The 12,928-nt window shown below is 66.9% G+C and carries 10 protein-coding genes; 4 read left to right on the top strand and 6 right to left on the bottom strand.

From position 1 onward, the window contains the following. Positions 1-23: 23 nt before the first annotated feature. Both IB275_RS04435 and IB275_RS04430 read right to left on the bottom strand, forming a co-directional pair. Positions 24-458 carry a response regulator gene (locus IB275_RS04435; RefSeq protein ID WP_192290257.1) on the bottom strand — a complete coding sequence of 145 codons (435 nt, stop codon included), beginning with the start codon at positions 456-458 and terminating at the stop codon, positions 24-26. A gap of 151 nt (positions 459-609) precedes the next feature. Then, a complete protein-coding gene (locus IB275_RS04430) occupies positions 610-2,505 on the bottom strand; it encodes a propionyl-CoA synthetase (protein WP_192290259.1) in 1,896 nt (631 codons plus the stop codon). Positions 2,506-2,809: 304 nt separating this feature from the next. Here IB275_RS04430 and IB275_RS04425 point away from each other — a divergent pair, with 304 nt between their 5' ends. Next, the gene (locus IB275_RS04425) at positions 2,810-2,989 is read left to right on the top strand and encodes a hypothetical protein (protein ID WP_045217315.1); all 180 of its coding nucleotides are present in this window, start codon (positions 2,810-2,812) and stop codon (positions 2,987-2,989) included. Here IB275_RS04425 and IB275_RS04420 read toward each other — a convergent pair whose 3' ends face one another. From IB275_RS04420 to IB275_RS04410, 3 genes are all read right to left on the bottom strand, one after another. Then, the gene (locus tag IB275_RS04420; RefSeq protein ID WP_081517300.1) at positions 2,990-4,165 is read right to left on the bottom strand and encodes a multidrug effflux MFS transporter; all 1,176 of its coding nucleotides are present in this window, start codon (positions 4,163-4,165) and stop codon (positions 2,990-2,992) included. It abuts the gene before it with no gap. A 211-nt stretch (positions 4,166-4,376) separates the two neighbouring features. Next, positions 4,377-7,535: an efflux RND transporter permease subunit gene (locus IB275_RS04415; RefSeq protein WP_192290261.1), complete on the bottom strand. Its 3,159-nt coding sequence runs from the start codon at positions 7,533-7,535 to the stop codon at positions 4,377-4,379. 12 nt (positions 7,536-7,547) lie between these two features. Next, positions 7,548-8,585: an efflux RND transporter periplasmic adaptor subunit gene (locus tag IB275_RS04410; protein ID WP_494514423.1), complete on the bottom strand. Its 1,038-nt coding sequence runs from the start codon at positions 8,583-8,585 to the stop codon at positions 7,548-7,550. A gap of 303 nt (positions 8,586-8,888) precedes the next feature. Here IB275_RS04410 and IB275_RS04405 point away from each other — a divergent pair, with 303 nt between their 5' ends. After that, entirely contained in the window at positions 8,889-9,521 is a 633-nt protein-coding gene (locus IB275_RS04405; RefSeq protein WP_081517297.1) for a TetR family transcriptional regulator, read from the top strand. A 36-nt stretch (positions 9,522-9,557) separates the two neighbouring features. On the opposite strand, the gene IB275_RS04400 is transcribed toward IB275_RS04405, so the two are convergent. Continuing rightward, positions 9,558-9,755, bottom strand: coding sequence for a heavy-metal-associated domain-containing protein (locus IB275_RS04400; RefSeq protein ID WP_081517296.1), 198 nt, complete (start codon positions 9,753-9,755; stop codon positions 9,558-9,560). A 153-nt stretch (positions 9,756-9,908) separates the two neighbouring features. Here IB275_RS04400 and IB275_RS04395 point away from each other — a divergent pair, with 153 nt between their 5' ends. Beyond that, positions 9,909-10,391 carry a hypothetical protein gene (locus tag IB275_RS04395; protein WP_192290265.1) on the top strand — a complete coding sequence of 161 codons (483 nt, stop codon included), beginning with the start codon at positions 9,909-9,911 and terminating at the stop codon, positions 10,389-10,391. 103 nt (positions 10,392-10,494) lie between these two features. Beyond that, complete coding sequence (locus IB275_RS04390) at positions 10,495-12,900, top strand: heavy metal translocating P-type ATPase (RefSeq protein ID WP_192290267.1); 2,406 nt, start codon at positions 10,495-10,497, stop codon at positions 12,898-12,900. Positions 12,901-12,928 lie beyond the last annotated feature (28 nt).

The following is a 12,928-nucleotide window of genomic DNA, read 5'->3' as shown; positions in this document are numbered from 1 at the left end:
TCGGGCTCGCCCGTTGCACAGTCCTACAGATAACGGCTGAGCAGGTCGAGGAAGTACAGCGGGTCCAGCGGCTTGACCATGAAATCCAGCACGTTGAGCCGCATCGCCTCGATCACGTCGCGGGCGTCAGCCTGGCCAGACAGGACGATGATCGGCAGGAAGGTGCCGACCTCGTTCAGTTCGCGGATCAGGTCCAACCCCGCGCCCTCATGCTCCATGCGCAGGTCGGTGACCAGCAGGTCGATGTCCGACTCGTCGCGACGGATGCGCCGCAGCGCTTCAGCGGCGCTGCCGGCAGTCAGGCAGCGCAGGTTCGCCCCCTCGATCAGCTCGCGCATCTCGGCCAGTACTTCGAGGTCGTCATCGACCACCAGCACCAGCGGCTTGCGCGGCGTCCGCGCGGTAACTTCGCGCAGCGCTTCGAGCTCCTCCTCGTCGAGGACCACAGGATTGACCATGAACGCCACACCGCAAGTAGAGGCTCGTTGATATCAGTCTAGATGGCAACTGGCCTTTATTCCTGCCGTCCCGCGGTCAACCTGCAGATAAAAAAGGGCCGCAACGAGTGCGGCCCTGGAAATACGCCGGCAGTACCGGCGTCGTGGGATATCAGCCTGCCTTTGCCAGGCCGGCCTGACCGAGGCGCTCGACGATCTCGCCGAGGATCGCCGGGTCGTCGATGGTGGAAGGCGGCGCATAGCTCTCGCCGTCGGCGACCTTGCGCAGCACCGCGCGCAGGATCTTGCCCGAGCGGGTCTTGGGCAGGCGCTTGACCACCACCGCGCGCTGGAAGCAGGCCAGCGCGCCGATGCGCTCGCGCACCAGCGCCACCAGCTCGCGCTGCAGGTTGGCCTCGGTCGCCTGCGCGCCGTCCTTGAGCACCACCAGCCCCAGCGGCACATGCCCCTTGAGGTCGTCCTGCACGGCGATCACCGCGCACTCGGCGACGGCCTCGTGCAGCGCCAGCAGCTCCTCCATCTCGCCGGTGGAAAGACGGTGGCCGGAGACGTTAATCACGTCGTCAGTGCGGCCCATGATGTAGACGAAGCCCTCCTCGTCCACATAGCCGCCGTCGCCGGTGTGGTAGTAGCCGGGGTAGGTCTTCAGGTACGCATGCAGGTAGCGCGGGTGATCGTTCCACAGCGTCTGCGCGCAGCCGGGCGGCAACGGCAGGGCGATGACGATGGAGCCCTGCTCGTTCGGCCCGAGCAAGCGGCCCTCGTCGTCCACCACCTGGACGTGGTATCCGGGCACTGCGCGGTTGGTGGAGCCGGCGCGCAGGTCGTGGTCGCCCAGGCCGGTGCAGGGCGCGGTCACCGGCCAGCCGGTCTCGGTCTGCCACCAGTGGTCGTGCACCGGCTTGCCGGTGAGTTCCTCCAGCCAGTGCTGAGTGCTGCTGTCGAGCTTCTCGCCAGCGAGGAACAGGTGGCGCAGCGAGCTCAGGTCGTAGCGTTTGAGCAGATCGCCCTGGGGGTCTTCCTTGCGGATCGCGCGGATTGCCGTGGGCGCACAGAACAGGCTGTTGACCTTGTGCTCCTCGATCACCCGCCAGTAGCTGCCGGCGTCGGGCGTGCGCACCGGCTTGCCTTCGTAGAACACCGTGGTGCAGCCATTCATCAGCGGTCCGTAGACGATCAGCGAATGGCCGACCACCCAGCCGACATCGGAAACGCCCCACCAGACATCCCCCGGCTGCAGGCCGAAGATGGCCGGCAGTGCATAGCTCAGCGCTACCGCGTGGCCGCCATTGTCGCGCACGATGCCCTTGGGTTTCCCGGTGGTGCCGGAGGTGTACATGATGTACAGCGGGTCGCCACTGGCGACTTCCACCGGGTCGGCCGGTTGCGCGTGGGCCAGGGTTTCGCGCCAGTCGAGATCGCGACCGGCTTGCAACTCGGCCATCGCCTGCGGACGTTGTAGCACCAGCACATGGGCCGGCTGGTGGCTGGCCAGTTCCAGGGCCTTGTCCACCAGCGGCTTGTATTCGATCACCCGTTCGAACTCCAGGCCGCAGGAGGCGGTGAGCACCAGCTTGGGTCTGGCGTCGTCAATGCGCAGCGCCAGTTCGTGGGGCGCAAAACCACCGAAAACCACCGAGTGCACCGCGCCGAGCCGGGCACAGGCGAGCATGGCCATGGCAGCCTGGGGCACCATCGGCATGTAGATGATCACCCCGTCGCCCTTCTCTACCCCCAGCGCGCGCAGGGCGCCAGCCAGGCGCGCGACTTCATCGCGCAGCTCCAGGTAGCTGAAGCGCTGCTGGGTATTGGTCACGGGGGAGTCGTAGATCAGCGCGGCCTGGTTGCCGCGGCCGAGTTCGATCTGCCGGTCGAGGGCGAGGTAGCAGGTGTTCAGGCGGCCATCGGCGAACCAGCGGTGGCTGCCGTCGGGCAGGGCCTGCAGGGTGTCCTGCGGCGCGCGGTACCAGGCAACGCGGCCGGCCTGTTCGGCCCAGAAGGCGGAAGGCTCCGCGATGGAGCGGTCATGGGACTGCCGGTAACTCATCGTCACTGCCTCTTATTGTTGTTATCGAGGTCGAACAACGAGTATGGACGGGGATCGCCACCCCACCATCAACCTTTGGTCGTAGTCCTTCCGCCCGCCCCGCAAGCGGGTCTGGCAGTAATGCTTTGCAGGATTTTTCAGCGAGGCGGCACAACGGCGGACGGAGCGCTCTGGCACGGTAGCTGGAGAGTTTTCCGGCAGCGCCGCCACCGCATGTCGGCGACCACAGGTCGCACCTACTACCGCCATGTGACAGGACTACACTGAGAGTCCCTTTTCACCTGACAGCACAGGGGTGAGCACCGTGAACATCCTCGTCCGTCCGTCCCGCTTGCGCAAAGACCAGCCGTGGGAAGTCTGCCTCGACCAGCAGGCCGTGGGCTTCCGCAGCGAGCTCGAGGCGCGCAGTTTCGTCGCTACCCTCGAAGCCCGCCTGAAGGCCCCGCACCGGCTACCCGAGCTGGTGCAACGCGCCGCCAGCTGATCAGGCCGCGCGTTCGCTGATCTGCCCGCTCAGCCAGCCGAGCACCGCAGCTACCAGGCCGCAGACGGTGATGACCACCGCCATCGGCAGTGCCGAGCCGTCGTGCAAAGCACCGACCAGCGCCGAAGCGCAGGCCGCGACGGTGAACTGCAGGCTGCCCATCAGCGCCGACGCGCTGCCTGCGTGCCGGCCCTGGCTGGCCATGGCGCAGGCCGAGGAGTTGGGCAGCAGGAAGCCCAGGCTGGCGATGGCGCCGAACAACGGTACCAGCAGCGGCCACAGGTGCTCGGGCTTGGCCAGGGTGATCGCCAGCAGCGCCACGCCGCAGCCGAAGTACACCCACACCGCCCGGCGCAGCCAGAACCCCGGCCCGCGATAACGCAGCAGCCGCGCGTTGACCTGCGCCATCAGGATGAAGCCCGCCGCGTTGCTGCCGAAGATCCAGCCGTAATGCTCGGCCGGCACGCCGTAGAGCTCGATGAAGACAAAGGGCGAGCCGGCGATGTAGGAGAACATCCCGGCGATGGCGACCCCACCGGTGAGTGCGTAGGTGATGAAGGAGCGGTCGCGGAACAGCGCGCGGTACTGCTTCAGTGCTCCGCGCAACGGCGGTCGAGGCCCGCTCGGGATGGTCTCGGGCAGCCACAGGGCGATGGCGCCGCCGGCCAGGGCGCTGAACAGCGTCAGGCAATAGAAGATCGACTGCCAGCCGGACAGGCTCAGCAGCAACCCGCCACCCAGCGGCGCGAGGATCGGCGCCAGGCCCATCACCAGCATCAGCTGCGAGAAGGCCTTGGCGGCGGCGATCGGGTCGCACAGGTCACGCACCACAGCCCGCGAGATCACCATCCCCGCGCAGCCACCCAGGGCCTGGACGAAGCGCGCGCCGATCAGCCATTCCAGGTTCGGCGCGAAGGCGCAGGCGAGCGACGCCAGGGTGAAGATGCTCACCCCCAGCAGCAAGGGGATACGCCGGCCGATGCGGTCGGCCAGCGGGCCGTAGAGCAGCTGGCCGATGGCGAGGCCGGCGAAGTAGGCCGACAGGCTCAGCTGGATGTGCTCGACGTCGGTACCGAAGGCCTGCGCCAGCGCCGGGAAGCTGGGCAGGTAGAAGTCGATGGCCATGGGCCCGAAGGCGCTGAGGGCGCCGAGGATCAGCAGGATGCGGAGGTTCATGGATCACCTGGTCACACGCGTCCACCGAAGGGCGGCAGAGGCCGCAGGCAGGCAGGTGTGGCTAACGGATTGGCGCGCAGGGAAGGCGCGGCGAAGCCTTGCATTGTGGCGAGCGCCGGAAAATTAGCAAGCTCCCTAAGCAACTCCCCAGGCAACTCCCGAAACAATGGGAGAAGCGGGTCCGGCCACACCGGCCGGGCCCGCTTTCGCATCAGGCTTCGTGCGCGCCCTCTGGCTCGGGCTTGGCCTTTGCCTTGGCCTTGCGGCCGCCGACCTTGTCCGCAGCCGACTCCACCAGCATGTAGAACATCGGGATGAGGAAGGTCGCCAGCAGGGTCGCGGCGAGCATCCCGCCGATCACCCCGGTGCCGATGGAATGGCGGCTCGCGGAGCCGGCGCCGGTGCTGATGGCCAGCGGCACGCAACCCAGGATGAAGGCCAGCGAGGTCATCACGATGGGGCGGAAGCGCAGCTTGGCCGCCTCCAGCGCCGCCTCGACCGGGCCCATGCCCTGCTCCTCGCGGCACAGCACGGCGAACTCGATGATCAGGATGGCGTTTTTCGCCGCCAGGCCGATCAGGGTTACCAGGCCGACCTGGAAGTACACGTCGTTATCCAGCCCACGCAGCCAGATCGCCAGGATCGCACCGAACACCGCGAAGGGCACCGCAGTGACCACCGCCAGCGGCAGGGTCCAGCGTTCGTACTGGGCGGCGAGGATGAGGAACACCAGGATCAGGCCGAAGATGAACGCGGTGCTGCCCGAACCCTGGGTCGCCAGCTCCTGGTAGGCCGAGCCGATCCAGGCCAGCGAGTAGTCCTCGCCCAGCACCTGGTCAGCCACTTCCTGCATGGCCGCCAGCGCCTGGCCGGAGCTGTAGCCGGGCGCCGGGCCGCCGAGCAGCTTGGCCGCCGGGAACACGTTGAAGCGCGCGTAGGAGTCCGGGCCGAGGATGCGCTTGACCGAGACCAGCGTGGTCAGCGGCACCAGATCGCCGGTGGACGAGCGGACGAAGACCTGGCTGAGGTCGTCCGGCTTGCGGCGGAACTCCGGCTCCGATTCCAGGGAGACCTGCCAGGTCCGCCCGTAGAGGGTGAAGTCGTTGACGTAGTAGCTGCCGAAGGTGGACTGCATGGCCGTGAACACGTCATCGATGGCCACGCCCAGTGAACGCGCCTTGGTGCGGTCCAGGTCGACGTAGTACTGCGGCACGTTGGCGTTGAAGGTAGTGTTCAGCCCCGCCAGTTCAGGGCGCTTGCTGGCCGCTGCAAGGAACTTGGTGGTGATCTCCTCGAGCTGCTCGGAGGTGCCGCCGCTGCGGTCCTGGATGTAGGCCTCGAAGCCGCCGGTGGTACTCATGCCGGTGATCGGCGGCGGGTTGAAGGACATCACCACGCCGTCTTCCTGGCCCGCCCCCATCTTCATGAACTCGCGGGTCAGGTTGCGGGCGTCCAGCTCAGGCGTGTTGCGCTCCTTCCAGTCCTTCAGGGTGACGAACGAGACCCCGGCGTTGCTGCGGGTGCCGAAGGTGAGGATGTCGAAACCGGCGAAGGTCACCACGTCGGCCACGGCCGGATGCTTCATCAGCTCCTGGGTCACGTCGCCGGTGAGCTTCTCGGTACGGCTCAGCGAAGCCGCCGGCGGCAGGAAGTAGGCGTTGAGCACGTAGCCCTGGTCTTCGTCGGGCACCAGCGAGCCAGGCACCCGGCCGAACAGGATGACCAGCAGCGCGATCATGCCGCCGAACAGTACCAGGCCGAGGGCCGCCCGCTTGAGGAAGAACTGCACCCCGGCGCCGTAGCCATTGGTGATGCGTTCGAAGGCGTTGTTGAACCAGCGGAACGGCGCAGCCGGCTCCTTGTGCTCGGGCTTGAGGATCAGCGCGCAGAGCGCAGGAGAGAGCGTCAGCGCGACGATGCCGGAGATCACCACCGACACAGCGATAGTGATCGCGAACTGCTTGTACATCTGTCCAGCCAGACCGCCGAGGAAACCGACCGGGATGAATACCGCACAAAGCACCAGCACGATGGCGATGATCGGCCCGGTCACTTCCTCCATGGCCTTGATCGCCGCCTCTTTCGGGCTGAGCTTCTCGGTGCGCATTACCCGCTCGACGTTCTCCAGTACCACGATGGCGTCGTCCACCACGATGCCGATCGCCAGCACCATGCCGAACAGCGACAACAGGTTGATGGAGAAGCCCATCAGGTACATGCCGGCGAAGGTGCCGACCAGCGACACCGGGATCGCCAGCACCGGGATCAGCGTGGCGCGGATGTTCTGCAGGAAGATGAACACCACCACCATCACCAGGATCAGCGCCTCGATGAAGGTATGGATCACCTCCTCGATGGACACCTTCACGAAGGTAGTGGTGTCGTAGGGAATCTTGAAGGCGATGCCCTGCGGGAAACGCTTGGCCAGCGCTTCCATGTGGGTACGTACGGCCTCGGCGGTGTCCAGGGCGTTGGCACCCGGTTGCAGGTAGATACCGAAGGCAGCGTTCTGCTGGCCGTTGAGCGAGGTAACCAGGGAGTAGTCCTGCGCGCCCAGTTCGACCCGCGCCACGTCCTTGAGCAGCAGGCTGGCGCCAGTGGAATCACTGCGCAGGATGACGTTCTCGAACTCCTTCGGATCGGTGAAGCGCCCCTGCGCGGTGGCCATGTAGGTGAAGTCCTGCGGCTCCTTCATCGGCTGCTGGCCGAAGCTGCCGGCGGCGAACTGCGAGTTCTGCTCGCGCACCGCGTTCACCACGTCGGTGGGCGTAAGGTTGTACTGCGCCAGCTTGTCCGGCCGCAGCCAGATGCGCATGGAGTAGTCCTTGGAACCGAACTGGCTGACGTCGCCGACACCGGGAATCCGCTTGAGGTCGTCGATCACGTTGATCAGCGCGTAGTTGCTGATGAAGATCGGGTCGCGGGAGTTGTCCGGTGAGAACAGCGTCACCACCTGCAGGATGTCGGAAGATTTCTTCTCCACCTTCACGCCCTGCCGGCGCACTTCCTCGGGCAGCTTGGCAAGCGCCGCCTGCACCTTGTTGTTGACGTCGATGGTGGCCTGGTCGGGGTCGGTGCCGACCTCGAAGTACACGGTCAGGCTCATGGCGCCGCTGGCGTCGGAGTTGGACAGCTGGTAGATCATGCCCTCCACGCCGTTGATTTCCTGCTCCAGCGGAGCGGCCACGGTTTCGGCGATGACCTGGGAGCTGGCGCCCGGGTAGGAGGCCGTCACGGACACTTCCGGCGGCACGATTTCCGGGTACTGGGCGATGGGCAGCGCGCGCATGGCCACCAGGCCCGCGAGCAGGATCACGATGGAAATCACCATCGCGAACACCGGACGTTCGATGAAGAAGCGCGAAATCACGATGGGCGCTCCTTAGGACTGGGACGAAGCGGTATTGGCTGCAGATTCCTGCGCGCCACCTTCCACGGCCTTGACCGGCTGGTCGGGGCGTACCTTGAGCAGCCCGTCGACTATCACCCGATCACCATCATCCACACCGGCATCGATGATCCAGCGGCCATCCACGGTCTTGGTCGTGGTCACCTGGCGCACGCGGGCGAAACCGTCCTTGTCCACCACGTAGACGAAGGTGCCGCGCGGCCCCTGGGCCAGCGCACGCTCGGGCAGGGTCACGGCGTTGCTCTGGGTGATGCCGGTGATCAGGATGCGCACGAACTGGCCGGGGATCAGCAGGTTGTGCGGGTTGGGCACCACGGCGCGGGCGTTCACCGTGCCGGTGCCGGTATTGACGAAACTGTCGGTGAAGTCGACGACGCCTTCGATGGGGTACTTGCTGCCGTCGCCGAAGCGCAGCTCGGCGGTCAGCTTGCCGTCCTTGGGCAGGAGGTAGCGGCCGCTCTTCACGCCATCGTTCATCTGCGTCGCCTGGGTGTCGGGGTAGGCGAAGTTGACGTACACCGGGTCGAGCTGGGTGAGCTTGGTCAGCAGGCTGGAATTCGGGTCGCTGGCCACCACCAGGCTGCCTTCGGAGCGCACTTCCTTGCTCGCCATGCCGGAAATCGGCGCGGTGACCGTGGTGTAGTTGAGGTCGATCTGCTTGGCCTGGACGTTGGCGCGGGCGGCCTCGACGTCGGCCTTGGCCTGTTCGAAATCGGAGGTGTAGCGGTCCAGCTCGCTTTCGCTGGCAAAGCCCTTGGCCTGCAGTTCGCGAATCCGCTTGAGGTCACGCTCGGTCTGCCGGTAGCGCGCCTGGGTCTGTGCCAGCGACCCCTTGGCCTGGCCCAGCGCGGCCTGGTAGGGGCGCGGGTCGATGCGGAACAGCACCTGGCCCTCCTTCACCGGCCGGCCTTCCTCGTAGGTGCGGCGCTGCAGGATGCCGCTGACCTGGGCGCGCACTTCCACTTCGCGGTAGCCGGCGGTCCGCGCGGCGTATTCGAAGGTCAGTGGCACCGGGGCGCTCTTGGCCACTTCGACCGTCACTGCCGGGGGCGGAGGCGCTGCCGTAGCTGGTTTGTCCTCGGCCTGGGCCCAGGCAGCGAACAGGACTGGCAACCCAACGACAGCAAGCGCGACGGGCAAACGACGGGCAAACGGCATGTAACCTCTCCATGGAAATAACTGACGGCGGAACCCCAAAAGGACGACGACTGCGTGACTTTTACCTACGCCAGTGTCTGTAAAGCACTGTTAGCGCAATAAAATCAGTAAACTGCCTGTCACCCAGTGATCCTAGCCTGTATACCACCAAGCGCCATGCGAAGAACTAAAGAAGATTCGGAACGAACCCGTCAGACGATTCTCGACTCGGCTGAAGGCCTTTTCTTTGCGAAAGGCGTCTCAAATACGAGCCTGGAAGAGATCGCGCGCGCCGCTGGCGTCACCCGCGGGGCGGTGTACTGGCACTTCCAGAACAAGGCGCACCTGTTCAACGACATGCTCAACCAGGTCCGCCTGCCGCCTGAGCAGTTGGCGCAGCGGCTGTCCGGGTGCGACGGTCACGACCCGATCGAATCGCTGTTCCAGCTCAGCGTGGAAGTGGTCGAGAACCTCGCCCGCGACGAGCAGCGCCGACGCATCCTCACCATCCTCCTGCAGCGTTGCGAGTTCACCGATGAGCTGCGCGATGCCGAGGAACGCCACAACCAGTTCGTCCGGCAGTTCATCGAGCTGTGCGAGCAACTGTTCAGCCGCGAGGATTGCCGCACGCGCCTGATGCCCGGCGTGACACCCAAGATTGCCTCGCGCGCGGTGCACGCGATGATCTTCGGCCTGCTCAGCGACTGGCTGCGCGACCCGGCCCTGTTCGATCCGCTGCAGGAAACCCGCGAACTGTTCGACGCCGTGTTCCGTGGCCTGGTGCGCGACTGGCACCCGGCACAGGCGTGAGGGCCGGCAGAACGCCGGCCCGGAAGGGGTGAATCCTCAGGCCGCCTCGGCCTCGTAGCCTTCCTCGCGGATCGCCGCGAGGATCGCGGGTTCGTCCAGCCGGCTGGCAACGCGGACTTCACCGGCGCCCAGGTCGACCTGCACGTCCGCCGCGGCGTCCAGTGCCTGTACCGCCTGGGTGATGGCCCGCACGCAGTGGCCGCAGCTCATGCCTTTGACATTGAAGGTGTGCATGGAATCTCTCCTCTGATGGATTGAAGCATTAGATGCAGTCTCGACCTTGCCACCGTGGCAAGGTCAAGCCTCTCGCGTCGCACTCGTCTTGCACTTGTCCTACGTCAGGCTCTCAGCCAAGCTGCGGAAACAGCTGACTCGTCGGAGTACGCCATGCGCCGTTCCCTTTTTATCGCCGCCGGTTTCGCCGCCGTCCTGCCCTTCGCCGGACCGCCTTCGAGCGCCTGGGCCGATGGCATGCCCGAGGAACCCTCGGCGCCGCCCGTACCCACCTCCCCGGCCACGCCACCGCCAAGCACGCCCGGCTCCTGGCCGGTGCCCGACGCCCAGCCGGTGGCCTATGCCGTGCTGATCGTCAGCCGCGAACGGCTGGATACCGGCACTGCCTGCGACATCGACCTGTATGTGCAGGACGAAAAGGTCTCGCGCCTGCAGCCCGAAGGCGAAATCGCCCTCAACCTGCCCCCGGGCGAGGTCTCCCTGCGCCTGCAGACCGCCAACTCCGGCCTCTGCCGCAGCGGCATCCAGCCGCTGCGCGCACAGTCGGTACAGTTGCACGCAGGCGAAGTACGCAAGTTCCGCATCGCCAACAGCGAGAGCGGGCTGTATCTCATGCCGGTCTCCAGCGGCAGCTGATCCCGGCCTCGGCTTTGACCTGCGACAAGCTGGCAGCGAACGAGGGTTGACCTTACCCTTGTGTCAAGGTTGATGCTATCGGGGAACTTCAGGGAGAAGCCCCATGAACAGCGCCAACCCCATCGAACTCGACCTCCCCGTCTCCGGGATGACCTGCGCCAGTTGCGCAGGCCGGGTCGAGCGCGCCCTGCGCAAAGTGCCCGGCGTGCAGAACGCCAGCGTCAACCTCGCCAGCGAGCAGGCCCGTGTGCAGCTCGCCGCGCCATCCAGCGGTGAGACCCTGCCGGCGCTGGTCGCCGCTGTCGAACAGGCCGGCTACCAGGTACCGGCCCACAGCCTGGAACTGGCCATCGACGGCATGACCTGCGCCAGCTGCGTCGGCCGCGTCGAACGCGCCCTCAATAAGGTCCCCGGCGTACGCACGGCCAGCGTCAACCTGGCCAGCGAGCGCGCCCACGTCGAACTGCTCGGCGCGGTAGACGCCGCCGCGCTGATCACCGCCGTCGACAAGGCGGGCTACAAGGCCCGCCCCATCGAACCCGATCAGCCCGCCGTGGATCCGGCCGTGGCCCGTCTGGCGCGCGAGCGCTGGTGGCTGGCCGCCGCCATCCTGCTGTCCCTGCCGCTGGTGCTGCCGATGGTGGGCGACTGGTTCGGCCAGCACTGGATGCTGCCGGCCTGGGTGCAATTTCTCCTCGCCACGCCCGTGCAATTCCTTATCGGCGCACGCTTCTATGTGTCCGCCTACAAGGCAGTGCGCGCCCGCAGCGGCAACATGGACCTGCTGGTCGCCCTCGGCACCAGCGCCGGCTACGGTCTGAGCCTGTACCTCTGGTATGCCGCCGCTCCGGGGCAGATGCCGCACCTGTACTTCGAAGCCAGCGCCGTGGTCATCACCCTGATCCTGCTCGGCAAGTACCTGGAAAGCCGCGCCAAGCGCCAGACCGCCGCCGCTATCCGTGCCCTCGAGGCCCTGCGCCCGGAGCGCGCCACCCGCGTGCGGGACGGCGTCGAGGAAGACGTCGCCATCGCCGAACTGCGCCTGGGTGACGAAGTGCTGGTGCGCCCCGGCGAACGCTTCCCGGTGGACGGCGAAGTCCTCGCCGGGCAGAGCCACGCCGACGAAGCCCTGATCACCGGCGAAAGCCTGCCGGTGCCCAAGGACGTCGGCGATCCGGTCACCGGCGGTGCGATCAACGGCGAAGGCGTGCTGCGCGTGAAGACCACCGCGCTGGGCGGCGAGACCGTGCTGGCCAGAATCATCCGCCTGGTGGAAGACGCCCAGGCCGCCAAGGCGCCGATCCAGAAGCTGGTGGACAAGGTCAGCAACGTGTTCGTCCCGGTGGTGATCGGCATCGCCCTGCTCACCCTGGTCGGCTGGCTGATCGCCGGCGCCGGCTGGGAACAGGCACTGATCAACGCCGTGGCCGTGCTGGTCATCGCCTGCCCCTGCGCCCTCGGCCTCGCCACCCCGACCGCGATCATGGCCGGTACCGGCATCGCGGCGAAATACGGCATCCTGATCAAGGACGCCGAAGCCCTGGAAGTCGCCCACGCCGTGACCGCCGTGGCCTTCGACAAGACCGGCACCCTGACCTCCGGCCAGCCGCGCATCACCAACCTTGCGGCGAACGGCGACGAGGCCGAAGCCCTTGCCCTGGCCGGCGCCCTGCAGCGCGGCAGCGAACACCCGCTGGCCCGCGCCGTACTCGACGCCTGCGCTGATCGCAGCCTGAACCCAGCCGCCGCCGAGGCCACCCAGGCCCTGACCGGGCGGGGTATTCAAGGCCGCATCGACGGTCGCCTGCTGGCCCTGGGCAACCGCCGGATGCTCGACGAAGCCCGGCTGCACCCCGGCGCGCTCACTGAGTCGGCGCAGCGCTGGGAAGCAGAAGGCCGCACCCTGTCCTGGCTCATCGAGCGCGAACCGCAGGCACGGGTGATCGCCCTGTTCGCCTTCGGCGACAGCCTCAAGGAAGGCGCGAAAACCGCCATCGACGCCCTGCGCGAGCGCGGCATCGCCAGTCACCTGATCACCGGCGACAACCGTGGCAGCGCCAAGGTCGTGGCCGACGCCCTGGGCCTGGACGACGTACACGCCGAGGTTTTGCCCGGCGACAAGGCTGCCGTGGTCGGCACGCTGCGCCAGGAAGGGAAGGTCGTGGCGATGGTCGGCGACGGCATCAACGACGCCCCGGCACTGGCCGCGGCAGATGTGGGCATCGCCATGGGTGGCGGCACCGACGTCGCCATGCACGCCGCCGGCATCACCCTGATGCGCGGCGACCCGCGCCTGGTTCCGGCAGCCCTGGACATCTCCCGGCGCACCTACGCGAAGATCCGCCAGAACCTGTTCTGGGCCTTCATCTACAACCTGGTGGGCATCCCGCTGGCCGCCTTCGGCCTGCTCAACCCCATGGTCGCCGGCGCGGCGATGGCCGCCTCCAGTGTCAGCGTGGTGAGCAACGCCCTGCTGCTCAAGCGCTGGAAACCACGTGATCACCAATAAGCCCCACGCCCCCGCCCGAGAAGCGGGG

It is taken from the genome of Pseudomonas sp. PDM21 (assembly GCF_014852505.2).
Taxonomy (GTDB): Bacteria; Pseudomonadota; Gammaproteobacteria; order Pseudomonadales; family Pseudomonadaceae; genus Pseudomonas.
The sequence above is the reverse complement of the archived record's forward strand: the minus strand, read 5'-3'. Positions and strand labels throughout refer to the sequence as shown.